Origin of the sequence: Pseudoclavibacter sp. RFBG4 (assembly GCF_002931515.1) — a bacterium.
In the GTDB taxonomy this organism is placed as follows: domain Bacteria; phylum Actinomycetota; class Actinomycetes; order Actinomycetales; family Microbacteriaceae; genus Pseudoclavibacter.
The window spans coordinates 255,211-279,990 of sequence record NZ_PSYC01000024.1; the positions used below are offsets into that span (position 1 = coordinate 255,211).

Consider the following 24,780-nt stretch of genomic DNA (forward strand, 5'->3'; position numbering starts at 1 on the left):
CCTACATAGCCCGAGCGTGCGTCTCTCACGCTTCTGTCGATTGATCGAGTGCGAACCGCTCCGAAATCGCCGTGGCCGTCGCCTCGCCGATGCCCTGCACGGTCGTGAGCTCCTCGACGGTCGCCGCGCGCAGCCGCTTGACGGAGCCGAACTTCTTGAGCAGTGCGGCGACCCTCGTCGGCCCGAGGCCGGGGATGTCCGCGAGCACGGTGCCGATGTCTGCCTTGCGCTTCGAGCGCTGGTGGCGGATCGCGAACCTGTGCGCCTCGTCGCGGAGTCGCTGCACCAGGAACAGCGCCTCAGAGCCGCGCGGGAGGATGACCGGGAAGTCGTCGTCTGGCAGCCACAGCTCCTCGAGGCGCTTGGCGATGCCGACGACGGCGATGCCGCGAACCCCCGACTCCTCGAGGGCCCGCTGCGCGGCGTTGACCTGCGGGACGCCGCCGTCGATGAGCAGGAGCTGAGGTCGGTAGGCGAACTTTGCCCGCGTGGACTCCTGGGCGGCCGCCTTGACGGGGCCAGCTGAGAGGGCCGCGTCTTCGACGATCTCGGCGGGACTGGCGTCGTCGCGGAGGTACGCGAGTCGGCGCGTGAGCACCTGGTGGATGGAATCGGTGTCGTCGGTTGATGAGGCGATATTGAAGCGACGGTAGTGCGACTTGCGCGCGAGTCCGTCCTCGAAGACCACCATGGAGCCGACGATGCCGGTGCCCTGGAGATGGGAGATGTCGTAGCACTCGATTCGCAGGGGGGCCTCCCCGAGACCGAGCGCATTCTGCAGCTCGGTCAGAGCGTCGGACCTCGCGACGTAGTCGCTGCTGCGCTTGAGCTTGTACTGGGCGAGGGCTCCCATCGCGTTGATCGTCGCAGTCTTGAGCAACTCCGATTTCGGACCGCGCACCGCGGTGCGGAGCTTGACCTTGGCCTGCCGCGTGGACTCGAGCCACTCGGAGAGCGCGTCCGCGTCGTCGGGCAGAGCCGGCACGATGATCTCGCCTGGCGGGAAGAGCCCTTCTTTGCCGTACACGCGCTGCATCGTCTGATCGATGATCGTGCCGATGTCGGTGTCGAGTTCCTTGTCGAGCACCCAGTTGCGGACTCCGCGAATGCGTCCGCCCCGCACGGTGAACTGCTGCACAGAGGCGCTCAGCTCGTCCTCGGCGATGCCGAACAGGTCGAGGTCGACGTTGTCCGGCAGCACGACGGCGCTCTTCTCGAGCACGTTCTCGAGCGCACCGATTCGATCCCGGAGCTTCGCCGCGTCCTCGAACCTCATCTCGCTGGCTGCGAGCTTCATCTCGTCCTGCAGGGTCGTCAGGAGGCTACGGTCGTAGCTCTCCATGAAGCGGACGAACTCGTTGACGATGACACGGTGCTCCTCGATCGTGACGCGTCCGCTGCATGGTCCCCCGCAGCGGCCGATCTGCCCGGGGAAGCACGGTCGGCCGCTCTGCATGGCTCGCTTGTAGTTCGAGTCGTTGCAGGTACGGATAGGGAAGGCCTTGACCATGAGGTCGATGGTCTCGTTGACCGCCCACACCTTGGGATACGGGCCGAAGTAGCGCGCCCCGCGGATTCGCGGGTTCCGAGTGACGAGCACGCGGGGCGCCTCGTCCCCGAGCGTCACCGCCATGAACGGGTAGCTCTTGTCGTCCTTGAACTTCACGTTGAAGGGCGGCGAGAACTCCTGGATCCAGGTGTACTCGAGCTGCAGGGCCTCCGTCTCCGTGCGGACGACGGTCCACTCGACGCGGGTCGCCGTCGTCACCATGTGCCGTGTTCGCTCGTGCAGTCGCTCGAGCGGCGCGAAGTAGTTGCTGAGCCTCGCGCGGAGATTCTTCGCCTTGCCGACGTAGAGCACGCGGTCGTCGTCCCCGAGGAATCTGTAGACCCCGGGGCTGGTGGGGATGTCGCCCGTCGCGGGGCGATATGGCAGGACGTTCGCCATCAGCGCGCAGCTGCCTCCCGCTCGAAGATCTCCTTCAGGTACTGGCCGGTGTGGCTATCCGCGATGCCGGCGATCTTCTCCGGGGTGCCGACGCCGACGACGGTTCCTCCGCCGGAGCCGCCTTCTGGGCCCATGTCGATGAGCCAGTCCGCGGACTTGATGACGTCCAGGTTGTGCTCGATGACGATGACGGTGTTGCCCTTGTCGACGAGGCCGCCGAGCACCTTGAGCAGCTTGCGGACGTCTTCGAAGTGGAGGCCCGTGGTCGGCTCGTCGAGGACGTAGACGCTGCGCCCGTTGGAGCGTCGCTGGAGCTCGGTCGCGAGCTTCACTCGCTGCGCCTCACCACCGGAGAGCGTCGTGGCGGACTGCCCGAGCCGCACATAGCCGAGGCCGACCTCCACGAGGGTCGAGAGGTAGCGGTGGATGGCCGTGATGGGCTCGAAGAAGTCAGCTGCCTCCGAGATGGGCATCTGCAGGACCTCTGCGATGTTCTTGCCCTTGTAGTGCACGCTGAGCGTCTCCCGGTTGTAGCGGGATCCGCCGCACACCTCGCAGAGGACGTACACGTCGGGGAGGAAGTTCATCTCGATCTTGAGCGTGCCGTCGCCAGAGCAGGCCTCGCACCTGCCGCCCTTGACGTTGAAGCTGAAGCGGCCGGGAAGGTAGCCGCGCGCCTTGGCCTCGCTCGTCTCGGCGAAGAGGGTGCGGATGCGGTCGAACACGCCCGTGTAGGTCGCAGGGTTCGATCGCGGGGTGCGGCCGATCGGGTTCTGGTCGACGTGGATGACCTTGTCGAGCTGGTCGACCCCGGTGACGCGCGTGTGCTTGCCCGCGACGGCGCGTGCGCCGTTGAGCTTGGCGGCGAGGACGCGGTAGAGGATGTCGTTTACGAGGGACGACTTGCCCGAGCCGCTGACACCCGTCACAGCGGTGAGGATGCCGAGCGGGAAGCTCACCTGGACGTTCTTGAGGTTGTTGGCCCTGGCGCCCACGACCGTCAGCTCGCGCTTCTTGTCGTACTTGCGACGCTTCTTGGGCGTGGTGATGCCCATGCGTCCCGAGAGGTAGTCGCCGGTGATCGATCTGGTGTTCTTCTCGAGGTCGGCGACGGATCCGCTGTGGACGACCTCTCCCCCGTGCTCGCCTGCGCCTGGCCCGATGTCGACGATCCAGTCCGACATGCGGATGGTGTCTTCGTCGTGCTCGACCACGATGAGCGTGTTGCCGAGGTCGCGCAGCTTCACGAGCGTCTCGATGAGTCTGCGGTTGTCTCGCTGGTGGAGCCCGATCGAGGGCTCGTCCAGCACGTAGAGCACTCCGGTGAGCCCGGACCCGATCTGCGTCGCGAGTCGGATGCGCTGCGCCTCGCCGCCGGACAGCGTGCCAGCGGCGCGTGCGAGGTCGAGGTAGCTGAGCCCGACCTCGATGAGGAAGTCGAGCCGAGCCCGGATCTCGCGCAGTACCTGAGCGGCGATCTTCGCCTCGCGGTCGGTGAGCTCGACGGTGTTCATGAAGTCGAGGCAGTCGGCGAGGCTGAGCGTCGTCGCGTCGGCGATCGAGCGACCGTGCACCTTGACGGCGAGCACTTCCGGGCGCAGGCGCGCGCCGTTGCAGGCCGAGCAGGGGATCTCGCGGAGGTACTGGGCCCAGCGTGCCCGCGTCGCGTCGGTCTCGGCCTCGGCGTACTGGCGCTCAATGTACGGCATGACGCCCTCGAAGCCGGAGCTGTAGGTCATCTGGCGGCCGAAGCGGTTGCGGTACTTGACCCTGACTTCGTACTCGCGCCCCTCGAGGATGGCCTCGCGCACCTCTTCCGGGAGCTTCTTCCACGGCGTCGTGAGCTTGAACTCGATCTGCTCGGAGAGGCCGAGCAGTAGCCGCTCGTAGTACTGGTAGAGGCTCTTGCCCTGCGAGCTCCACGGCAGGATGACCCCGTCGGCGATCGAGGCGAGCGGGTCTCCGATCAGGAGCTCACGGTCGACGGACATGCGCGTGCCGAGGCCGTCGCAGGTCTGGCAGGCGCCGAACGGGGCGTTGAACGAGAACGTCCTCGGCTCGATCTCCGTGAGCGCGATCGGGTGGTTGTTGGGGCAGGAGAGCTGCTCGGAGAAGGTGGTCCAGGCGTCGTCTCCCTCCGCATCCACGAAGTTGATCTGCACAAGACCATCGGCGAGGCGTAGGGCGGTCTCGAGCGAGTCGGTGAGTCGACCGAGCACGTCCTCGGCCGCGACCAGACGGTCGACGATGACCGAGATGTCGTGCTTGAACGACTTCTTGAGCTTCGGCGGTTCGGTGAGCTGGACGCGCTCCCCGTCGACCATCGCCCGCGCGTAGCCCTGTCCGGACAGCGACTGGAAGAGGTCGACGAACTCGCCCTTCTTCTGCTGCACGACGGGCGCGAGCACCTGGTACCGCGTGCCCTCCTCGAGCTCCATGAGATGGTCGGCGATCTGCTGGACCGTCTGTCGCTGGATGACCTCGCCGCAGACGGGGCAGTGCGGGACGCCGATGCGCGCCCAGAGCAGTCGCAGGTAGTCGTAGATCTCGGTGATCGTGCCGACGGTGGACCGCGGATTGCGGTTGGTCGACTTCTGGTCGATGGAGACCGCGGGGCTCAGGCCCTCGATGAAGTCGACGTCCGGCCGGTCGACTTGACCGAGGAACTGGCGCGCATACGCGGAAAGGGACTCGACGTAGCGTCGCTGCCCCTCGGCGAAGATCGTGTCGAAGGCGAGCGAGGACTTGCCCGAACCGGAGAGGCCCGTGAACACGACAAGGCTGTTGCGCGGGATCTCGAGGTCGACGTTCTTGAGGTTGTGCACGCGTGCGCCTTGGACGCGCAGCTGCGAAGTAGGAGGAAGGACGGCCATAGCTCTTTCGGGTTCTCTCTTCGTGTGGATGCTCTGTGCGCCCGTCGTCGGCGGGCGGCCGTGCTCAGCCCTTGGTGACGTGACCGGCACGTTCCATGGTTCGCAGGTCCTGCTTCAGCGCCGAGAGCTCGTCGCGCAGACGCGCCGCGAGCTCGAACTTGAGCTCCGAGGCCGCGTCGAGCATCTGCGCGTTGAGGTCCGAGATGAGGTTCTCGAGCTCTCGGGCGCCTGAGGCGGCCAGGCCCTCGCGCTTGAGTTTAGGTGTCGTCTGGCGCTTGTTGTCGCCCTTGCCGCGGGAGGCGAGGAGCTTCTCGGTGTCCTGCCCCTCGCGCATGAGGGACTCGGTGATGTCGGCGATCTTCTTGCGAAGCGGCGTCGGATCGATGCCGTGCTCCGCGTTGTAGGCGAGCTGCCGGTCTCGTCGCCTGTCGGTCTCCTCGATCGCCTTCGCCATGCTGTCGGTGATCCGGTCGGCGTACATGTGCACTTCGCCCGTCACGTTTCGGGCGGCACGGCCGATGGTCTGGATGAGGGATGTGCTGGAGCGCAGGAACCCTTCCTTGTCCGCATCGAGGATCGCGACGAGCGACACCTCCGGCAGGTCGAGTCCCTCACGCAGCAGGTTGATGCCGACGAGGACGTCGTAGAGCCCAGCGCGCAGCTCCGAGAGCAGCTCGACTCGTCGCAGCGTGTCGACGTCTGCGTGCAGGTAGCGCACGCGAACGCCGTTCTCGCCGAGGAAGTCGGTGAGCTCCTCTGCCATCTTCTTGGTCAGCGTCGTGACGAGGACACGCTCGTCGCGATCCGCGCGAAGGCGGATCTCCTCGAGGAGGTCGTCGATCTGCCCCTTCGAGGGCTTCACGACGATCTGCGGGTCGACGAGGCCCGTCGGGCGGATGATCTGCTCGACGAAGCCATCCGCCTGAGCGAGCTCGTACTTGCCCGGAGTCGCCGAGAGGTAGACGGTCTGGCCGACCCGGTCGCTGAACTCGTCCCAGCGCAGGGGGCGGTTGTCGAGAGCGCTCGGCAGGCGGAAGCCGTGGTCGACGAGGGTGCGCTTGCGCGAGGCGTCACCCTCGTACATCGCGCCGATCTGCGGCACCGTGACGTGGGACTCGTCGATCACCGTGATGAAATCGTCTGGGAAGTAGTCGATGAGGCAGTGGGGAGCCTCACCCGGCGCCCTGCCATCCATGTGGCGCGAGTAGTTCTCGATGCCGGAGCAGAAGCCGATCTGCTCCATCATCTCGAGGTCGAATGAGGTGCGCATGCGGAGCCGCTGCGCCTCGAGGAGCTTCTGCTCGCGCTCGAAGACGCCGAGGCGGTCATCGAGCTCGTCGCGGATCTGGCCCATCGCCCGCTGCATGGCGTCGGCTCCCGCGACGTAGTGCGAACCCGGGAAGACGCTCACGGAGTCCATGGACCTGACGACGTCACCCGTGAGGGGGTTGAGCGCTGTCAGGGCCTCGATCTCGTCGCCGAACATCTCGATCCGGATCGCGAGCTCCTCGTAGACGGGGATGATCTCGATCGTGTCGCCGCGGACGCGGAAGGTGCCGCGCTGGAACGCGACGTCGTTGCGCTGGTACTGCATCGTCACGAAGCGGCGGATCAGCTCCTGCCGCGGGATGCGGTCGCCGACGTGCAAGGCGAGCATGGAGTTGAAGTACTCCTCCGGCTTGCCGAGTCCGTAGATGCACGAGACCGTCGACACGACGATGACGTCGCGCCGGCTCAGCAGCGAGTTGGTGGTCGAGTGTCGCAGGCGCTCGACTTCCTCGTTGACGGAGCTGTCCTTCTCGATGAAGGTGTCGGTCTGGGGGACGTACGCCTCCGGCTGGTAGTAGTCGTAGTACGAGACGAAGTACTCGACCGCATTGTTCGGCATGAGCTCGCGGAACTCGGTGGCGAGCTGCGCGGCGAGCGTCTTGTTGTGGGCGAGGACGAGCGCCGGGCGCTGGAGCTTCTCGATGAGCCAGGCCGTCGTCGCCGATTTTCCGGTTCCCGTGGCACCGAGGAGCACGACGTCGGGCTCGCCCGCGTTGATGCGACTGGCAAGCTCTGCGATCGCCTTCGGCTGGTCGCCGCTCGGGGTGTACTCGCTGACGACTTCGAAGGGACGTACGCTGCGTGTTGCTTGCATAGAACAAGTGTACGTGGCGGCTGCGACATTTCGGGGCCTCCGTGATGCGCTCTGCGCGATCACGGAGGCCCCGAAGTGAGGTGCAGCCGGCGCGGACTAGTCCTCGCTCGAGAGCACGCCCTGCGTGTTCTCGAGGTGCGCCCGGATGAACCACTGGAACTTCTCGAGCTCGGAGACCTGGCCGATGACGAGGTCCTGCGTCACGAGGTCGAGGTCGTCCAGCCGCTTGATCGCCTCGCGATGGTCGGTGATGACGCCGACGTAGACGTGGTCGAGTGCCTCGAGGTGCTGGCGCGTGCCGGCCCTGAAGACCTCGTAGTCGTCCCAGGTGCGGGCCTCGACGAGTGCTCCGGGGAGCCCGTTCGGTGGGACGCCCAGAGCCGCCATGCGCTCTGCGAGTTCGTCAGCGTAGCCGCGGACCAGCTCGATCTGGGGGTCGAGCATCTCGTGCACGCCGATGAAGTCGCGCCCGATGACGTTCCAGTGCGCGTGCTTGAGCGTCAGGTGCAGGTCGTTCAGCGCGTGGAGTCGGAGCTGGAGCAGCTCGCCGATCTCGTGTCCCTTGTCGAGCGAGAGCCCGGGAACCGTGTACTCGCCGTTCTCGGTGTGCTGGCTTGAGGCTGTCGTGGTCATGTCAGTCCTCTCTTGGGAGCGCGTCGCGCGTCTCCCGATCAGTGAGTCCCGTTCGTTGCGGGATGACCAACACTGTCAGCCCGGTCTGAACGTTTGGTCGGAAGACGTGCGGGTCGGCGAGGGGACGGACGTAGACTGCCCCGATGCGCCGCGAAGAGTCCGAGGGCACCCAGCTGCACGAGCGGGGTCCCGCGGCTGCACCGAGCTACGGGGTCCTCGCGGCACGGACTCCCATCGACCACGAGATCGAGATCCGTCGGTCCAGATTCATCTGCCGCCTCGAGCGCGTCGAGAGCGAAGAGCAGGCCAGGCAGGTCATCGCCGACCGTCGCTCCGCGCATCGTCTTGCTCGCCACCACTGCAGCGCCTTTGTGCTCGGTGCCCGCCGAGGCGTGCAGCGATCCAACGACGACGGTGAGCCCTCGGGAACAGCAGGCGTCCCCATGCTCGAAGCCCTCGTGCTCCACGAGCGAGTGCGCGGCGAGGTCGAGTCAGCGGACCTGAGCGACGTCGTGGCTGTCGTCACGCGGTACTTCGGAGGTGTGCTGCTGGGGGCCGGCGGGCTCGTGCGCGCCTACTCGGAGTCCGTGTCCTCCACGCTCCAGCTGGCTCTGCTCGCGAAGCGGGAGTCGAGGGCGATCTTCGGGCTCGAGGCGCCGCACGCCACCGCTGGCCGGTGGGAGAACGAGCTCCGTACTCGCGGGGTCCTCGTCACGGGAACGGAGTATGCGGGGTCGACGGCTCTGCTGAGCCTCGCGGTTCCCGACGCGGCGGATGCGAGACGCGGCCTCGCCTCCGAGGTCGCTTCGATCACCGCTGGCGAGGGCACGCTCGTCCCGCTCGGTACCGAATGGGTCGACCTGAGCTGAGGAACCGACGACGGGGCATCAGGGACCGCGCCCCGCCCGATCTCGTCAGCTCATCAGACCCCGTAGGTCTGCGTCTCCGGTGCGCGCAGCGCGACGGCGGCGAGACGTCTCCACTCCTCGTCGACCTGCTCGAGTGTCTGATCCAGCGGTGCACTCGTGTCGATGAGCACGTCGGCGATCCTCCTCCGCTCCTCGTCGCTCGCCTGCGAGGCGATGCGCGCCCTGGCTTCGGCAAGAGACATCCCCCTGCTCTCGACCAGACGCTCCTCTCGAACAGCCGCAGGTGCATCCGCGACCCAGATCTCCTCGTAGTCGTAGTTGCTCGTCGACTCCACGAGCAGGGGGATGACGTGGACGACCAGGGCGGCCGGGTCATCACGGAGCACTTCTTCGAGCCGCTCGCCGGTGAGGCGACGGACTTCCGGGTGCACGATGTCGTTGAGGGCGCCACGGGCCTCGTCATCGCCGAAGACGAGCGCGCCGAGGGCAGGGCGGTCGAGTGCACCATCGTCGAGGATGACGCCATGTCCGAAGCGAGCTGCGATCTGCCGGAGCGCCGGCGAGCCGATCGCCACAGCTTCCCTCGCGAAGACGTCCGCATCGAGGATCACGCCGCCGAGTTCCTCGAGGCGTTTGGCGATGGTCGTCTTTCCCGAGCCGATGCCTCCGGTCAGAGCGATGGTGACCATGATGTGCCGTCCTCTCATCTGCGGATGCCCGCTGCGGGCATTGCCGTGAAGCCCACGCTACTGCGCCGAGGCAGCGAGCGCAGTGCGTTCTCCCCAAGCCGCGCTCAGCCCATCCGCATGCCAGACTGAGAGCTAGGAGGCACTCACATCATGCTTGAAATTCTGACCGGTCTCGGGCTCGCGACGGCCAGCGGACTGAACGCGTTCATCCCGCTCCTGGGCATCGGGCTCCTCGCCCGATTCACCGACCTCATCGCGCTGCCGGCGGGCTGGGCGTGGCTCAGCAATGACTGGGTGCTCATCATCGTGGGCGTGCTCCTGGTGCTGGAGCTCGTCGCCGACAAGGTCCCGGCACTCGACCACGTCAACGACTGGATCCAGACGGTCATCCGCCCCATTTCCGGCGGAATCGTCTTCGGCGCAGGCACGGCCAGCTCAACGGCAGCCATTCAGGACCCGGCGTCGTTCTTCGCGAGCAACGCCTGGGTTCCCGTGGTCATCGGCATCGGCGTGGCTCTGCTGACGCACCTCACGAAGAGCAGCACGAGAGCCGCCGCGAACGTCGTCACGGCAGGGGCTGCCGCTCCGGTGCTCAGCGTCGGCGAGGACGCCCTCAGCGTCGGGCTGCTGTTCTCCGCGATCCTCGTTCCGCTGTTCGTCGTGGTCATGCTCGCCTTGATCGGCGTGCTGGCCTGGGTGCTCTTCCGCAGCTTCAAGCGAGTCCGGGATGCGCGCGCCGCGCGAACCAGGCCAGCCGCTCCCCCAGTTCCCCCGGCTCCTGGCCTGTCCGCCTGACGCTCGCACAGACGTATCGCCAGGCTGGAGAACCAGCCGGGCGATACGTCTGTGCGCAGTACGACGTCGCGGCGCCGCTGCAACGGCCGAAGGCCGGCCCCAGAGATGGGACCGGCCTTCGGTGCAGTGAGGCTGCTGGGAACTAGTTCCCTGCGAGCTTCTCGCGGAGGGCTGCAAGCGACTCGTCGTCGGCAAGCGTTCCTGCGCCAGCTGCTTCGCTCGCGAACGAGTTCGAGGAGCTCGACGGCGCGACTGCGCTGACGTTCTGCTCGATCTCGGCTGCCGAGGCGACCTGCTTCTTGTGCGCTTCCCAGCGAGTCTGGGCGAGAGCGTACTCCTGCTCCCAGGCTTCGCGCTGCGTGTCGAAGCCTTCCTTCCACTCGTTGGTCTCGGGGTCGAAGCCCTCGGGGTACGTGTAGTTCCCCTCGGCGTCGTACTCGGAGACCATGCCGTAGAGCGCAGCATCGAACTCGGTGCCCTCGGGGTCGACGCCATCGTTCGCCTGCTTGAGCGAGAGCGAGATGCGGCGACGGTCGAGGTCGATGTCGATGATCTTGACGAACAGCTCCTGGCCGACCGACACAACCTGCTCGGCGAGCTCGACGTGTCCGCTGGAGAGCTCCGAGATGTGCACGAGACCCTCGATGCCGTCTGCGACGCGGACGAACGCGCCGAACGGAACGAGCTTCGTGACCTTGCCCGGTGCGATCTGACCGATGGCGTGCGTGCGAGCAAGCACCTGCCACGGGTCTTCCTGCGTTGCCTTCAGCGACAGCGAGACACGCTCGCGGTCGAGGTCGACTTCGAGGATCTCGACGGTGACCTCCTGGCCAACCTCGACGACCTCGGAAGCGTGCTCGATGTGCTTCCAGCTGAGCTCGGAGACGTGCACGAGGCCGTCAACGCCACCCAGGTCGACGAACGCACCGAAGTTGACGATCGAGGAGACCACACCCTTGCGGACCTGGCCCTTCTGGAGGTTGTTGAGGAAGTTCGAGCGGGTCTCGGACTGCGTCTGCTCGAGGAGAGCGCGACGCGACAGGACGACGTTGTTGCGGTTCTTGTCGAGCTCGAGGACCTTGGCCTCGAGTTCCTGACCGAGGTACGGCGTGAGGTCGCGCACGCGGCGGAGCTCGATGAGCGAAGCCGGGAGGAAGCCGCGGAGGCCGATGTCGACGATGAGACCGCCCTTGACGACCTCGATGACGGTGCCGGTGACGACGCCGTCCTCTTCCTTGATCTTCTCCACGTCGCCCCAAGCGCGCTCGTACTGAGCACGCTTCTTGGACAGGATCAGACGGCCTTCCTTGTCCTCCTTCTGGAGAACGAGTGCCTCAACGGTGTCGCCGACCTGAACGACCTCGGTGGGGTCGACGTCGTGCTTGATCGAAAGCTCGCGCGAGGGGATGACACCCTCGGTCTTGTAACCGACGTCGAGGAGGACCTCGTCGCGGTCGATGCGAACGACGGTGCCCTCGATGAGGTCCCCGTCGTTGAAGAACTTCAGCGTCTCTTCGACCGCGGCAAGAAAGTCCTCAGCAGATCCGATGTCGTTGATGGCGACCTGCTTGGTTGCCTTTTCGGTCGTGGTGGTGGTCATGTAGGTAATGCTCCAGGTGGGCTATAAGTCGGCCCGGATGAGCTGCTCGGGGCGTGAAGCCAAGGGCAACGGTGTTCATCCGGGAATACGGATACGTGCACACAGAAAAGTGCTCTGTCAGCCTAGTCGGCAAAGTCAAGTCGAAGCAAGTGTCGCGCGCGGCGAGTTCCCCCGGGTTTCGCGGCGAGTCGCCGCCTGCGCGCCCTGGCGAGTCCGGATCAGGAATCCGCCAGCGGAGTCGCGTCGCTGCCGTCCTCGTTCATGAGCTGGGACCGGATGAGGAACCTCTTGCCCTCCGGTGCCTCGAGCGAGAACCCCGAGCCCCGTCCTGGGACGATGTCGATCGTCAGGCGCGTGTGTCGCCAGTAGCTGAACTGCTCTCGCGACATCCAGAACTCGACGTTGCCCGCATCCGGGATCTCGGTCGTGCCCAGGAGCACGTCGGCGTCGCCCGTGAGGAAGTCGCCCGCCGGGTAGCACATCGGCGACGAGCCGTCGCAGCAGCCGCCGGACTGGTGGAACATGAGCGGCCCGTGGCGGCGCCCGAGCGATGAGATCATGTCGACCGCGTCCTGGGTGAATGCGACCCTCGAGAAGGTCTCGCCAGGCACGGCCGGCTCCGCGATGAGCCCGACTCCCTTGGATTCAGGCCTCGGCTCGGTCTGCACTTCCTTGTGCATGTCAGTTCCCTCCCTCAGAGTGCGGCGCCCGGAGCGTGCCCGGACCTCGCTGGTTCCGTGACCGTACGTCGTGAGACTGTGGTCAAGGTGTGTTCGCGAGACCCTGAGCCGCTCCGGGCACAGGGCCTAGGCCACGACGCGGATGCCGAGGGTGTCCGTCGGCACGCTCTTCGTCTCCTTCGCGGTGAGCGCCGAGATCGCGGCGATGAGGCAGATGACCCCGGTGAAGGCCGAGATCACGACCCAGCCGCCCTCCTGCACGCCGCCGAGGGCCGCAACGATCGAGGGGGCGAAGCCGGCCATCAGGAAGCCGAGCTGGGTGCCGATCGCCATGCCTGAGAAGCGGACGCGGGCGCTGAACATCTCGCCGTAGAAGGAGGGCCAGACGGCGTTGGCCGCTGCGTAGCCGAACGAGAACACGAGGATGGCGAGCCCGAAGGTGAGCAGGGTGTTCCCCGACGACATGGAGAGCATGTAGAACGGCATGACCACAGCGGACGAGATCGCGCCATAGACGAAGACGGGCTTGCGTCCGATCCGGTCGGCGAGGATCGCGAAGAGCGGTTGCGTGCCCAGTGCCACGATGTTTGCGACCACCACGAGCCACAGTGTCAGGTTCTCTGCCAGCCCGACTTCCTTGCCGTAGGCGAGCGCGAGGTTGCCGAACACGGTCGAGACGGCGGCGATGAACGCGCAGAAGATGACGCGCAGCACGTCACGCCAGTGGTCGCGCATGAGCGGGATGAGCGGGATCCGCGCGATCTCGCCCTGCGCCTTCGCGTCCTGGAACGTCGGCGTCTCATGGAGGGTACGACGGATGAAGAACGCGACGATGACGACGACGGCGCTCAGCCAGAACGGGACACGCCAGCCCCAGCTGTACTTGATCTCGTCGGGGAGGCTCAGGACCGGGATGAACACGAGGGCGGCGAGGATCTGCCCACCCTGGGTTCCCGTGAGCGTCCACGAGGTGAAGAACGAGCGGCGGTTGTCGGGAGCGTGCTCGAGCGAGAGCGAGGCCGCGCCAGCCTGCTCGCCAGCGGCGGAGAGTCCCTGCATGAGGCGGCAGAGGACCAGCAGGGCTGGCGCGAACCAGCCGATCTGGTCGAAGGTCGGCAAGCACCCGATGATGAACGTCGACAACCCCATGAGCACGAGCGTGAACATGAGGACTCGCTGGCGTCCGATCCGGTCACCGAAGTGGCCGAGCACCACGGCACCGACCGGGCGCGCGATGTAGGCGAAGCCGAACGTGGCGAGCGACATCACGAGTGCGGCGTTGTCGTCGTCCGGGAAGAAGATGATCGGGAAGATCAGCGCGGCCGCAGATCCGAAGATGAAGAAGTCGTAGTACTCGACGGCGCTGCCCATGAAGCTGGCCGCGGCAGCTTTCACGGGAGTTCGCTTGGCGGTCGTGGTTTCGGTCATTGCTGAGACCTCCATGTCTCGGATCGTGCCTCTTCGTCGTTGACGAGGCTCTGGAAGTGCTGGTGCATCCGCGTGGCGTTGGCGTCCCTGCCGGTCACGAGGCGGAAGGTGTCGACCGCCTGGCCGACGGCCATCGCGCCGCCGTCGAGCGTGCGGCACCCGAGTGCTCGCGCCTCGAGGATCAGCTGCGTCTCGAGCGGCCGGTAGACGATGTCGGCCACCCAGAGCTCGGGTCGGAGCAGCTCGGCGGGGAATGGGATGCCGGGGTGGTCGTGCATTCCGACGGGCGTGCAGTGCACGACTCCGTCTGCCGTCGCGAGCAGCTCGGGCAGCGCGCCCGTGGTGTCGCTGAGGATGTGGGGTCCGTCTGCCGTGGGCGTGTGCCGTTCGGAGAGGTCCTGCGCGAGCTGCTCGGCGCGCTGCGCGTCGAGGTCGACGATCGTGAGCAGGCGTGCCCCGAGTCGGATGAGCGCATCGGCGACTGCCGAGCCCGCCCCGCCCGCGCCCAGGAGGACAACCGAGTCGGTCTGCACTCCCCCGAGTCCGCCGAGGAAGGCACCCTCGAAGCCTGTCGTGTCGGTGTTGTAGCCCACACGTCCGTCCGGGGTGAGGAGGACGGTGTTCACCGCGCCCAGCGCTCGCGCGAGCGGGTCGATCCGGTCGAGCAGCGGGATGACGCTCTGCTTGCACGGGTGGGTGATGTTGAGCGCGTCGAAGCCGAGGCGCTCGGCCCAGTCGAGGATCTCCGGGAGTCGCTCGGGCTCGAGCTCGAGGGTCGTCAGGTCCAGCGGGCGGAAGAGCAGGTCCATGCCCTGCGCACGTGCCTCCGCCATGTGCATGGGTGGCGTCAGCGACGGGGTCACTCCCGTCCCGACGAGTCCCATGAGGGTGGCGCGATGGTTGATCAAGGTACTCCTTTGTCCCAGACCGCCTAATGTACTAAACGGTGAGTACATCGTTCACGCTGTCGCGTACGCCTGTCAAGTGCACTGCAGAGTGTCTGGTGACTTAATTAACCATTTGGTACATTGCGGTATGCGTACTTCCATAGCCACCGTCTGTCTGGCCGGAACTCTCGTCGAGAAGCTGCACGCCTGCGCCGAAGCAGGCTTCGACGGCATCGAGATCATGGACGCAGACCTCACCGCCGCCTACGAATCGCCCGAAGAGATCCGCGCGCTCTGCGACCGCCTCGGCCTGACCATCGACCTGTTCCAGCCACTGCGCGACTTCGAGGGTGTCGACGATGCGACCCTCGCCGACAACCTCCGGCGCGCGAAGGCCAAGTTCGAGGTCATGAGACGCCTCGGAGCTTCCATGATCCTGCTCTGCAGCAACGTCGGCACCGCGACCATCTCGGACCGCATCACCACCGCCAACCAGCTCGGGACGCTCGCAGATCTCGCCGCCGAGTACAGCATCGACATCGCCTATGAGGCGCTTGCCTGGGGCCGCTACGTCGACGACTACCGAGACGCGTGGGAACTCGTGCGCCTCGCGGATCGACCGAACCTCGGCGTCTGCCTTGACAGCTTCCACGTGCTGTCGCGCGGGCACGATCCGGCCGCGATCGAGCGCATCGATGCAGACAAGCTCTTCTTCCTGCAGCTCGCCGATGCACCGGACATGGACCTCGACGTCCTGTCCTGGAGCCGCCACCACCGGCTCTTCCCTGGCGAGGGCGACTTCGACCTCACCCGGTTCCTCTCGCACATGCTCCGCGCCGGGTACCGCGGCCCCCTCTCCCTCGAGGTCTTCAACGACACGTTCCGCCAGACGGATGCCAAGCGCACCGCCGCTCATGCGCTCAGGTCGCTCCGGTGGCTGTTCGACCGCTCGGCGGCGCTCAACGGCTGGGACGACCAGCAGCTTGCCCCGCCCCAGCCTCCTCGAGCCATCGACTTCGTCGAGATCGCCGGTGAGGACCTCTCCGCGGTCGAGGCGACCCTCCAGCAGCTGGGCTTCGCCTTCGGAGGCAGACACCGCACCAAGCCCGTACGACTCTGGCAGGCCGGTGCCGCGCGCATCATCCTCAACGAGCAGCGGCGGACGAAGGACGCGCGGCTCTCGGGGCTCGGCGTCGAGGTCGCAGACGCCGGCGCGGCAGCTGGCCGCGCCCACGCCATCGGCGCGCCTGCCGTCTTCCGACGCAGCTCCGCGGGCGAGTACGAGCTGCGCGGCGTCGAGGCCCCCGACGGGACCGAGGTCGCCTGGAACTCACGGTCGGCGGGCGACTCGTGGCTGCCAGAATTCGTGGGCGGCGCCGAAGGCGAGAGCACGTCCTCGTCCCTGCACGGAGTCGTCGACCATCTCAACATCGCCTACCCGTGGCAGGAGTTCGACGAGGCAGTGCTCTTCTTCCGGAGCGTCCTCGCGCTCGACGCGGAGCCCGTCGCGGAGCTTCCGGGCCCACGGGGTCTCGTGCGCAGCCAGGTCATGCGCACACCGGACGGGGCGGTTCGCCTCGCGATGAACCTGGCCCCGCCTACCGCGCCCCTCCAGCCCCGACACATCGCGATCCGCGTCGACGACGCCGTCGCCGCTGCCAGAGCTGCGCGGGGGCGGGGCCTGCCCTTCCTGCCCATACCCAGCAACTACTACGACGACCTCCAGGCGCGCTTCGGCCTCGAGCACGCGGCCCTCGACGAGCTGCGAGAACTCGACCTCCTCTACGACCGCGACGAGCAGGGGGCGTTCATCCACTTCTACACCCCCACCATCGACGGTCTCTTCTTCGAGATCGTCGAGCGCCGCGGCGCCTACGACGGATACGGCGCAGCCAGTACCCCGGTTCGGTTTGCGGCTCAGCTGCACCACACGGGAAGATACACAGATGACCGAGAACAGGGTGAAGCAGCGAGACGCTGAGCGAACCCGGGCCGAGCTGCTCGCTGAAGCGACATCGGCGTTCGCGGAGACGGGCTACTCGGGCACGAGCGTCGACGAGATCGCGAAGCGCAGCAGCACGACCAAGCGGATGATCTACTACTACTTCGGCAGCAAGGAGCAGCTCTACCTTGCGGTGCTCGAGGAGGCCTACCGTGGCATCCGCGTGGCCGAGCAGAAGCTGCAGGTCGATGGGCTCGCCCCTCTGGAAGCGGTGCGCAGGCTCGCGGAGATCACCTACGACCACCACCGAGAGCACGCGGACTTCATCCGCCTCGTCGCGATCGAGAACATCCACCGGGGTCGGTTCATCCGGCAGCTCGATTCGCTGCGAGAGCTGGGCACCCCCGCCCTCACGCTCCTGGACGGGCTGCTGGAACGCGGACGGGAGGCGCAGGTGTTCCGGGGTGACGTCGACGCGCTCGACGTGCACCTGCTCATCAGCTCGTACTGCGTCTTCCTGCTCGCGAACCAGTACACGTTCGGGTACCTCTTCGACGTGCAGCTGCAGGACCCGTCGCGTCAGGACCACCAGCGGGGTCTGATCGGCGACGTCATCGTCGCATGGCTGACCCGCGAGGAGTGATCCCCCGCGGGTCAGCGCTCTGCGCGTGCAGTCTGGGTCAGGCGCGCTGCATCAGCGCGCGTCGAATCAGAAGAAGCCCAGCTTGTCCTCGCTGTAGCTGACGAGCAGGTTCTTCGTCTGCTGGTAGTGGTCGAGCATCATGAGGTGGTTCTCGCGGCCGATGCCGGAGGACTTGTACCCGCCGAACGCGGAGTGCGCCGGGTAGGCGTGGTACTGGTTCACCCAGACTCGTCCGGCCTGGATGTCGCGGCCGGCGCGGTAGGCGGTGTTCCCCATGCGCGACCAGACCCCGGCGCCGAGCCCGTAGAGGGTGTCGTTGGCGATCGAGATCGCATCGTCGTAGTCGGAGAACTTGGTGACGGCCACAACCGGGCCGAAGATCTCCTCCTGGAAGATGCGCATGCTGTTCTGGCCCTCGAAGATCGTGGGCTGCACGTAGTAGCCGCCGGCCAGGTCGCCCTCGAGCTCGGCCCGAGCGCCGCCGATGCGTACCTTCGCACCCTCCTGGCGGCCGATCTCGAGATAGCTGAGGATCTTCTCGAGCTGGTCGTTCGACGCCTGTGCCCCGACCTGGGTGTCGGTGTCGAGCGGGTTGCCCTGGACGATCTTGCGTGTGCGCTCCGTCACGTCTTCGAGGAAGCGGTCGTAGATGGAGTCCTGGATGAGGGCACGCGAGGGGCAGGTGCAGACCTCACCCTGGTTGAGGGCGAACAGCGTGAAGCCCTCCTGTGCCTTGTCGTAGTAGGCATCGTCTCGGAGCGCGATGTCCTCGAAGAAGATGTTCGGGCTCTTGCCGCCCAGCTCGAGCGTCACGGGGATGATGTTCTGCGAGGCGTACTGCATGATGAGGCGCCCGGTCGTGGTCTCCCCCGTGAACGCGATCTTGCGGATGCGGGAGTTCGAGGCGAGCGGCTTGCCCGCCTCCGCGCCGAAGCCGTTGACGATGTTGACGACTCCGGGGGGCAGGAGGTCCCCGATGAGCTCGAAGAGCACGAGGATCGAGGTCGGCGTCTGCTCAGCGGGCTTGAGGACGATCGCGTTGCCGGCGGCGAGCGCGGGGGCCAGCTTCCAGACCGCCATGAGGATCGGGAAGTTCCACGGGATGATCTGGCCGACGACGCCGAGCGGCTCGTGGAAATGGTAGGACGTGGTGTTCTCGTCGAGCTGGCTCAGCGTGCCCTCCTGGGCCCGGATGGCGCCGGCGAAGTACCGGAAGTGGTCGATGGCGAGCGGGATGTCGGCCGCCAGGCATTCGCGGATCGGCTTCCCGTTGTCCCAGGTCTCGGCGACGGCGATGTACTCGAGGTTCTCCTCGATGCGGTCGGCGATCTTGTTCAGGATGATGGCACGTTCCGCAGGGCTGGTCTTGCCCCACGCCGGAGCCGCTGCGTGGGCCGCATCCAGTGCGGCCTCGATGTCCTCAGCGGTTCCCCTCGCCACCTCGGTGAACGGCTGACCCGTCACCGGGGTGATGTTCTCGAAGTACTCGCCCTTGACCGGCGGCACCCACTCTCCGCCGATGTAGTGCTCGTAGCGGGGCTTGAACGAGACGAGGGACCCGTCTGTGCCCGGCTTCGCGTAAACAGTCATGAGGACTCCTTTGTCCGAGGGAACTCTTCGCTGGAAGCGTAGGAGCCCCGACGTTGCAATCGGGTTGCACTCGGGGCCGCAGCGATTCGGCGCAGAGCACTCAGGACTCGAGGGCCTCGATCTTCGCCACGAGCCTCGACCGGGCGGGTGCATGGGGCGGGAGGACCGTGAGCGCCGTGCGGAAGGCCTGCGCGTCCTGCGCGACTTCCGGCAGCTCGAGATACCTGAGGAGCGTCGCGGGCTCCGCGGAGCTGAGGACCTGATCTCGGAGGGTCGACGAGATCTCCGCACGCAGCTCGCGGATGCCTGGGGCCTCCGACGTGGGCAGCAGCTCCCCGCGGTAGGACTCGACGGCCGCGGACACGTCACCTGCCTCGAGCAGGTCGAGCACGTCGACGGCATCGCTCGCGAGGCCCTGCGCCACCCGGTAGGGGCGGGGCACGAGGTCGAGACCGCGCTCAGCGAGCATCGGCCTCAGCCGCGCGATCTCCGCCCTGAGCGTGACCTCCTTGGCGCTCTCACCGTAGACCCGGAGCGCGAGCTCACCCGAGGTGAGACCAGAGGGCCGTGCCGCGAGGAACGTCAGGATCTCCGCGTGCCGACCGCTCAGCTCGAGCGGGGCACCGTCGACGGTGGTGAGCCTGGCACGGTGGACGCCGAGCGTGCTGATCCTGCCCACTGCGAGGGTGTCCGCCGTCGCGGGAGGCTCGGGGTGAACACCAGGCTGCGCCGAATGCTGCGAGAGCAGCACGGCGAGGCGCATCTCCGCCTCGGCGGCCGCGACCGCGGCGCGCATGAGGGCAAGCGAGTGCGGGCCGACGGCCCGTTCGTCACCGGTGAGGTCGATGGCACCCACCGCGATGCCGGAGAACGGGTCGTGGATGGGCACGGCGGTACAGCTGAGCAGCTGCACTGCCGGCGCGAAGTGCTCCGGCCCTGCGATCTGGACGCCCCGACCTGAAGCGAGCGCTGTCCCTGGGGCGCTCGTCCCGACGGCGGCCTCCGACCAGTCGGCGCCCTCGACGAAGTCCATGCGCTCGGCCCGACGGAGTGTTGCGCTGTCGCCCCGCACCCAGAGCAGGCGCCCCTGCTCGTTCGTGATCGCGACGATCAGACCGGTGTCTCGAGCGGGCTCCACGAGGAGACGATCGAGCACGGGAAGGACACGCTGCAGGGGGCTGCGCTCCCGCGCCGCCGCGAGCGGCTCGAACTGGTCGAGATCCCGGGCCCTTGCGTTCGCGGGGCTCCCCAGCAGCTGCAGCGATCTCAGCCAGGAGTCGCGGACCACGCTGCGGAGTCCGGCGACCGCCGAGCGGAGCTCAGCGGAGGCGCCGAGGCTGCCATGCACGTCGATCAGGGTGTGTGCGGATGCTGCGGCAGCCTGATCAAGGCCCGCCATCTCGCCACTCTGCGGATGCACCTCGCAGCCTCCTCGGATTCGCGGCAGCGAGTGCGTCGATGCACCCGCTGCCGCGAGCCTAGGCGACTCCGCCTGAGTTCTCCCGTGGCAAGCCGCGGCCGGCCGACGGGAGGTCCGATCAGTCGGTGCTCAGCACCTCGCGGAGCGTGTCGAGGCCGAGCCCACCGAGGTCGAGGGCACGCGAATGCCACGCCTTGAGGTCGAAGTCGTCACCGGCACGAGCCTCGGCGTCTGCACGGAGCTCTTCCCAGATCCGCTGCCCGATCTTGTAGGACGGCGCCTGGCCCGGCCAGCCGAAGTAGCGGTTCACCTCGAACTTCACGAAGCCGTCAGGCATGTTCACGTGCTGACGCATGAAGTCGAGCGCGTACTCGTAGTCCCAGACCTTGTCGCCCTCCGGCACCGTCTTGCCGAGGTGCACGCCGATGTCGAGGACAACACGAGCCGCGCGCATCCGCTGCCCGTCGAGCATGCCGAGGCGGTCTGCCGGCTCGTCGAGGTACCCGAGCTGCTCCATGAGGCGCTCGGCGTAGAGCGCCCAGCCCTCGCCGTGCCCGGAGGTCCAGTTGTTGCGACGCCAGGTGTTGAGCTGGTCGCGGTTGAGGGTCGCGCGGGCGATCTGCAGGTGGTGACCCGGGACGCCCTCGTGGTAGACCGTCGTGAGCTCGCGCCACGTGTCGAACTCCGTCACGCCGGGGGTGACCGACCACCACATGCGTCCCGGACGCGTGAAGTCCTCGGATGGGCCCGTGTAGTAGATGCCGCCCTCTTCGGTCGGGGCGATCATGCACTCGAGTCGACGCATCGGCTCGGGGATGTCGAAGTGGCTCTCGGCCAGCTCGGCGACCGCGCGGTCGCTCGTCTCCTGCATCCACGCCTGCAGGGCGGGCGTGCCGTGCAGCTTGCGGGCGGGGTCCAGCTCGAGGTGGGCGATGGCCTCCGCGACCGTCGCACCAGGGAGGATCTCGTTGGCGATGGACTCCTGCTCGGCCTTCATGCGCGCCAGCTCGGCGAGACCCCACTCGTAGGTCTCGTCGAGGTCGACTGCCGCGCCGAGGAAGCCTCGCGAGGCGAGCGCGTAGTGCTCGCGACCGACGGCGTCCGTGTTGGTCGCAGCGGGGAGGAGCTCCTCGTGGAGGAACGTCGTGAACGTGCCGTACGCCGCGGAAGCGAGCTGCGCACCGTGACGAAGCTGCTGGCGGAGCTCGTCCGACACCTCGCCCGTCGCCGGGCTCGATGCGGCGAGCTGCTCGAAGAAGTTGCCGCTGGCCGCGTACTCGCCGGTCTGCATCGCAACTTCGCGGACCTGGCGCTTCGCCGGCACGACGCCGGCCGCGATGCCCGCGCTGAGACGCTCCGTGTAGCCCTCGATCGCGGCGGGAAGGTTCTCGAAGCGCCGCGCGATGTCCTCGAAGTCGCTCACGGTCTCGCGCGGCATGAGGTCGAACACCATGCGGATGTCCTGCGCCGGAGACGCGATGTTCGAGAGCTCGCGCAGGTGCAGTCTGGCGTCGATCATCTCGACCTCGAGGCCGAGGCTTCGGCGGAGCTCGAGCGCGGTGACCCGGTCGACCTCGTCGGCTTCGGTCAGCGTGTCGAGCTTGCTGAGCACGTCGACGATCGCCGCGCGCTTGCGGGGCGCCGCAGCCGAGGAGTAGTCGCCGTACTCGGCCTTGTCGCCGTCTGCGCCGAGTTCCACGCGACGCTCGGGAGAGAGCTCGATCTCTGTTGCGACCCAGGCCTCCGCGAGCCGGTCGATGTCGGTCTGCGGTCGTGTCTGACTGGTGTTCTGGTGGTGCTGAGCGGAAGTCGTCATCCCCCAAGCCTAAGCTCGCCCCTCGGAAGAATCACCGAGAGGCGAGCCCCGTGTGCCTCCTACGCGGAGCCGCGGAGGGGTGGACTGTGGAGGCTAGTGGGCCGCCTCGTCCCAGTTCGGTCCCCGGCCGATCTGCACCTCGAGCGGCACGGTGAGGTCGGCTGCGCCGGCCATCTCCTCGCGCACGATCGCCTCCAACGTCTCCCCTTCACCAGCGGCAACCTCGAACACGAGCTCGTCGTGCACCTGCAGGAGCATCCGCGATGAGAGCTTCTCGGCGCTGATGCGCTCCTCGATGGAGTTCATGGCCCGCTTGATGATGTCTGCGGCCGACCCCTGGATGGGCGAGTTGAGCGCCTGACGCTCGGCGTTCTCGCGGGCGATGCGGTTCGTCGAGTGCAGGTCGGGGAACGGGCGCCTGCGGCCGAAGATCGTCTCGGTGTAGCCGTCCTCCTTCGCCTGCACGACGACATTGCGGAGGTAATCGCGTACCTTGCCGAAGCGTTCGAAGTAGTCGATCATCAGCTTCTTGGCCTCGGCGACCTCGATCTGGAGCTGCTTCGAGAGGCCGAACGCCGACAGTCCGTAGGCGAGGCCGTACGACATCGCCTTCACCTTGGAGCGCATGGCCGGTGTGACGTCAGCCGGTTCCACGCCGAACACACGAGAGCCGACGAAGCGGTGGAGGTCCTCCCCCGCGTTGAACGCCTCGATGAGCGCGGCGTCGCCGGAGAGGTGCGCCATGATGCGCATCTCGATCTGCGAGTAGTCGGCGGTGAGGAGCGACTCGAACTCGGGCCCGTGCATGAACGCGCGACGGATGCGGCGCCCCTCATCGGACCGGATCGGGATGTTCTGCAGGTTGGGGTCGTTCGACGAGAGACGGCCGGTCGCCGAGCCGATCTGGTGGTAGCTCGTGTGGATGCGCGAGCTGTCGTCGACCGCCTTGAGCAGCGACTCCATGATCTGCCGCAGCTTGACCGAGTCGCGGTGCTTGCGGAGCGCGCCGAGGAAGGGGTGCGGACTGTTCCGCTCGAGGTCGGCGAGCGACTCGGCGTCCGTGGAGAACCCGGTCTTCGTCTTGCGGGTCTTCGGCATCTCGAGGGTCTCGAACAGCACGACCTGCAGCTGCTTGGGCGATCCGAGGTTGATCTCGGTGCCGCCGATGGCGTCGAACGCCTCCTGCTCGTACGTGCGGATGCGCTCGGACAGGTCGTCGGCGAGGCCCTGGAGGAACTCCCGGTCGATGGCGACGCCCTGCAGTTCCATGCTGGACAGCGTCGCGAGCAGCGGCGTCTCGATGCTCGTGAAGACGTCGAGGGTGCCCGGTTCGAGCATCTCGAGCGCTGCGGTCGTCGCGCGCTGCGTGTACCAGGCGTCGCTGGCGACCAGCGAGGACTCGTCCTCGAGCTGGAGCTGGTTCGGGTCGGACTCGGGCAGCTGCTCGTCGAGACGCATCTGCACGAGCTCAGCGAGACGCTTGGGGGCGTTCTGCGGGCGGTAGAGCCAGGCGGCGAGCTGACCGTCCTTGACCTGGCCGCCGACCTCGAGACCCGCGACCGTGAGCGCCTTCAGCTGCGGCTTGGCGTCGAACATCAGCTTGGGGGCGTCGCTTGCGAGCCACGCCTCGAAGGGGGCGTAGTCGAGGCGCTCCGGAATCCAGTGGAGCTCGGTCGCCTCGGCGGCGGTGGAGATGCCGACCGCGACGACGGTGCCGTCGGCGCCGTGGGAGACCGTGAGTCCGAGACCCTCCGGAGTCGCCTCGACCGCCTTCGCGAGCCACTGCTCGAGTTCCTCATCGAGGAGCTCGGGGCGGACGGGCGCCGCGACGGCCTCCGCTGGTGTGATGTCGTCGCCCGCCTCATCTGCGAGCTTCAGGACGCGGTCTTGGAGTGTGCGGAACTGGAGCTTCGTGAAGATCTCGCGAACCGCATCCGCGTCGATCGCCCCGCGGGACAGCTGCTCGGGGGCGACGGGCAGCTCGACGTCGTCGACGAGGCGGTTGAGCTTGCGGTTTCGCACCGCGTTCTCCCGGTGCTCGCGGAAGGATTCGCCGACCTTGCCGCCGATCTCGTCCGCGTGGTCGAGGATGCCCTGGAGGGAGCCGTACTGGGCGAGCCACTTGGCCGCGGTCTTCTCGCCGACCTTCGGCACACCGGGCAGGTTGTCGCTCTTCTCGCCGACGAGGGCCGCCACGTCTGGATACTGCTCCGGGCGGACGCTGTAGCGCTCCTCGACCTTGGCCGGGTCGTAGCGCGTGAGCTTCGTCACGCCCTGCGTGGACGGGTAGAGCAGCGTGACGTCGTCGGTGACGAGCTGGATCGAGTCGCGGTCGCCCGAGACGACGAGGACCTTGAAGCCCTGCTCGCGCCCCTGCCTGGCGAGGGTCGCGAGGATGTCGTCGGCCTCGAAGTCCTCCTTCACGATCGTCGTGATGCCCATGGCGTGCAGCGCGTCGCGGAGCAGCGGGACCTGACCCTTGAACTCGACGGGAGTCGCTTCCCGACCCGCCTTGTACTCCGGGTACTCGCGGGTGCGGAACGAGCTGCGGGAGATGTCGAACGCCACGGCGATGTGGCTCGGATTCTCGTTCTGCAGCAGGTTGAGGAGCATCGAGACGAAGCCGTGGATGGCATTCGTGTGCTGCCCCTCGGCGTTCACGAAGCTGTCGACCGGCAGGGCGAAGAACGCCCTGAAGGCAAGCGAGTGGCCGTCGATGACCATGAGGGTAGGCTGATTTTGCGCTGACACACGGTCAGCCTACTTGCCGCCCCAGACACTGCGCCGATGCGCGCGTGTTGTGGGGCGTTCTTCGAGGAGGAAG

The 24,780-nt window shown here is 67.2% G+C and carries 17 protein-coding genes; 4 read left to right on the top strand and 13 right to left on the bottom strand.

Going from position 1 to position 24,780, the window contains the following annotated elements; all coding sequences use genetic code 11:
- Positions 1-25: 25 nt before the first annotated feature.
- The 4 genes from uvrC to C5E10_RS08195 all read right to left on the bottom strand — a co-directional run bounded on the left by uvrC (position 26) and on the right by C5E10_RS08195 (position 7,597).
- Complete coding sequence (gene uvrC, locus C5E10_RS08180) at positions 26-1,948, bottom strand: excinuclease ABC subunit UvrC (protein ID WP_104331206.1); 1,923 nt, start codon at positions 1,946-1,948, stop codon at positions 26-28.
- Entirely contained in the window at positions 1,948-4,821 is a 2,874-nt protein-coding gene (gene uvrA, locus C5E10_RS08185) for an excinuclease ABC subunit UvrA (RefSeq protein ID WP_104331207.1), read from the bottom strand. The genes uvrC and uvrA overlap by 1 nt, the downstream gene beginning before the upstream one ends.
- Positions 4,822-4,885: 64 nt before the next feature.
- A complete protein-coding gene (gene uvrB, locus C5E10_RS08190; protein ID WP_104241224.1) occupies positions 4,886-6,964 on the bottom strand; it encodes an excinuclease ABC subunit UvrB in 2,079 nt (692 codons plus the stop codon).
- 96 nt (positions 6,965-7,060) lie between these two features.
- Entirely contained in the window at positions 7,061-7,597 is a 537-nt protein-coding gene (locus tag C5E10_RS08195; RefSeq protein WP_104331208.1) for a Dps family protein, read from the bottom strand.
- A 143-nt stretch (positions 7,598-7,740) separates the two neighbouring features.
- Here C5E10_RS08195 and C5E10_RS08200 point away from each other — a divergent pair, with 143 nt between their 5' ends.
- The gene (locus C5E10_RS08200) at positions 7,741-8,466 is read left to right on the top strand and encodes a YigZ family protein (RefSeq protein WP_104331209.1); all 726 of its coding nucleotides are present in this window, start codon (positions 7,741-7,743) and stop codon (positions 8,464-8,466) included.
- A gap of 53 nt (positions 8,467-8,519) precedes the next feature.
- Here C5E10_RS08200 and coaE read toward each other — a convergent pair whose 3' ends face one another.
- On the bottom strand, positions 8,520-9,155 hold the full coding sequence (coaE, locus tag C5E10_RS08205; RefSeq protein WP_104331210.1) for a dephospho-CoA kinase: 636 nt from the start codon (positions 9,153-9,155) through the stop codon (positions 8,520-8,522).
- Positions 9,156-9,305: 150 nt separating this feature from the next.
- Here coaE and C5E10_RS08210 point away from each other — a divergent pair, with 150 nt between their 5' ends.
- Entirely contained in the window at positions 9,306-9,950 is a 645-nt protein-coding gene (locus tag C5E10_RS08210) for a DUF4126 domain-containing protein (protein ID WP_104331211.1), read from the top strand.
- Positions 9,951-10,092: 142 nt separating this feature from the next.
- Here C5E10_RS08210 and rpsA read toward each other — a convergent pair whose 3' ends face one another.
- The 4 genes from rpsA to C5E10_RS08230 form a co-directional block, all read right to left on the bottom strand.
- Complete coding sequence (rpsA, locus tag C5E10_RS08215; protein WP_104331212.1) at positions 10,093-11,550, bottom strand: 30S ribosomal protein S1; 1,458 nt, start codon at positions 11,548-11,550, stop codon at positions 10,093-10,095.
- A 218-nt stretch (positions 11,551-11,768) separates the two neighbouring features.
- Complete coding sequence (locus C5E10_RS08220; protein WP_104331213.1) at positions 11,769-12,230, bottom strand: DUF779 domain-containing protein; 462 nt, start codon at positions 12,228-12,230, stop codon at positions 11,769-11,771.
- 126 nt (positions 12,231-12,356) lie between these two features.
- Entirely contained in the window at positions 12,357-13,658 is a 1,302-nt protein-coding gene (locus tag C5E10_RS08225; RefSeq protein WP_104331214.1) for an MFS transporter, read from the bottom strand.
- Positions 13,655-14,563 (bottom strand): shikimate dehydrogenase, encoded by a 909-nt coding sequence (locus C5E10_RS08230; RefSeq protein WP_181062708.1) that lies wholly within the window; start codon positions 14,561-14,563, stop codon positions 13,655-13,657. Before C5E10_RS08230 ends, C5E10_RS08225 begins: the two co-directional genes overlap by 4 nt.
- 130 nt (positions 14,564-14,693) lie before the next feature.
- Between C5E10_RS08230 and C5E10_RS08235 the strand changes: the two genes are divergently transcribed.
- Together C5E10_RS08235 and C5E10_RS08240 are read left to right on the top strand one after the other, a co-directional pair.
- Entirely contained in the window at positions 14,694-16,526 is a 1,833-nt protein-coding gene (locus C5E10_RS08235) for a sugar phosphate isomerase/epimerase and 4-hydroxyphenylpyruvate domain-containing protein (protein WP_104331215.1), read from the top strand.
- Complete coding sequence (locus tag C5E10_RS08240) at positions 16,492-17,130, top strand: TetR/AcrR family transcriptional regulator (protein WP_104331216.1); 639 nt, start codon at positions 16,492-16,494, stop codon at positions 17,128-17,130. The genes C5E10_RS08235 and C5E10_RS08240 overlap by 35 nt, the downstream gene beginning before the upstream one ends.
- Positions 17,131-17,196: 66 nt before the next feature.
- On the opposite strand, the gene C5E10_RS08245 is transcribed toward C5E10_RS08240, so the two are convergent.
- From C5E10_RS08245 to polA, 4 genes are all read right to left on the bottom strand, one after another.
- Positions 17,197-18,720: an aldehyde dehydrogenase family protein gene (locus tag C5E10_RS08245; RefSeq protein WP_104331217.1), complete on the bottom strand. Its 1,524-nt coding sequence runs from the start codon at positions 18,718-18,720 to the stop codon at positions 17,197-17,199.
- 100 nt (positions 18,721-18,820) lie between these two features.
- The gene (locus C5E10_RS08250; protein ID WP_146080202.1) at positions 18,821-20,140 is read right to left on the bottom strand and encodes a GAF domain-containing protein; all 1,320 of its coding nucleotides are present in this window, start codon (positions 20,138-20,140) and stop codon (positions 18,821-18,823) included.
- Positions 20,141-20,258: 118 nt separating this feature from the next.
- On the bottom strand, positions 20,259-21,956 hold the full coding sequence (locus C5E10_RS08255) for a DUF885 domain-containing protein (RefSeq protein ID WP_104331219.1): 1,698 nt from the start codon (positions 21,954-21,956) through the stop codon (positions 20,259-20,261).
- Positions 21,957-22,049: 93 nt separating this feature from the next.
- Positions 22,050-24,680 carry a DNA polymerase I gene (gene polA / locus C5E10_RS08260; protein ID WP_104331220.1) on the bottom strand — a complete coding sequence of 877 codons (2,631 nt, stop codon included), beginning with the start codon at positions 24,678-24,680 and terminating at the stop codon, positions 22,050-22,052.
- Positions 24,681-24,780: the final 100 nt, after the last annotated feature.

What these genes read in the sequence shown, in the direction of transcription:
- uvrC (WP_104331206.1), bottom strand. Translation starts at nt 1,948, where the DNA reads ATGGCGAACGTCCTGCCATATCGCCCCGCGACGGGCGACATCCCCACC.
- uvrA (WP_104331207.1), bottom strand. Translation starts at nt 4,821, where the DNA reads ATGGCCGTCCTTCCTCCTACTTCGCAGCTGCGCGTCCAAGGCGCACGC.
- uvrB (WP_104241224.1), bottom strand. Translation starts at nt 6,964, where the DNA reads ATGCAAGCAACACGCAGCGTACGTCCCTTCGAAGTCGTCAGCGAGTAC.
- C5E10_RS08195 (WP_104331208.1), bottom strand. Translation starts at nt 7,597, where the DNA reads ATGACCACGACAGCCTCAAGCCAGCACACCGAGAACGGCGAGTACACG.
- C5E10_RS08200 (WP_104331209.1), top strand. Translation starts at nt 7,741, where the DNA reads ATGCGCCGCGAAGAGTCCGAGGGCACCCAGCTGCACGAGCGGGGTCCC.
- coaE (WP_104331210.1), bottom strand. Translation starts at nt 9,155, where the DNA reads ATGGTCACCATCGCTCTGACCGGAGGCATCGGCTCGGGAAAGACGACC.
- C5E10_RS08210 (WP_104331211.1), top strand. Translation starts at nt 9,306, where the DNA reads ATGCTTGAAATTCTGACCGGTCTCGGGCTCGCGACGGCCAGCGGACTG.
- rpsA (WP_104331212.1), bottom strand. Translation starts at nt 11,550, where the DNA reads ATGACCACCACCACGACCGAAAAGGCAACCAAGCAGGTCGCCATCAAC.
- C5E10_RS08220 (WP_104331213.1), bottom strand. Translation starts at nt 12,230, where the DNA reads ATGCACAAGGAAGTGCAGACCGAGCCGAGGCCTGAATCCAAGGGAGTC.
- C5E10_RS08225 (WP_104331214.1), bottom strand. Translation starts at nt 13,658, where the DNA reads ATGACCGAAACCACGACCGCCAAGCGAACTCCCGTGAAAGCTGCCGCG.
- C5E10_RS08235 (WP_104331215.1), top strand. Translation starts at nt 14,694, where the DNA reads ATGCGTACTTCCATAGCCACCGTCTGTCTGGCCGGAACTCTCGTCGAG.
- C5E10_RS08240 (WP_104331216.1), top strand. Translation starts at nt 16,492, where the DNA reads ATGACCGAGAACAGGGTGAAGCAGCGAGACGCTGAGCGAACCCGGGCC.
- C5E10_RS08245 (WP_104331217.1), bottom strand. Translation starts at nt 18,720, where the DNA reads ATGACTGTTTACGCGAAGCCGGGCACAGACGGGTCCCTCGTCTCGTTC.
- C5E10_RS08255 (WP_104331219.1), bottom strand. Translation starts at nt 21,956, where the DNA reads ATGACGACTTCCGCTCAGCACCACCAGAACACCAGTCAGACACGACCG.
- polA (WP_104331220.1), bottom strand. Translation starts at nt 24,680, where the DNA reads ATGGTCATCGACGGCCACTCGCTTGCCTTCAGGGCGTTCTTCGCCCTG.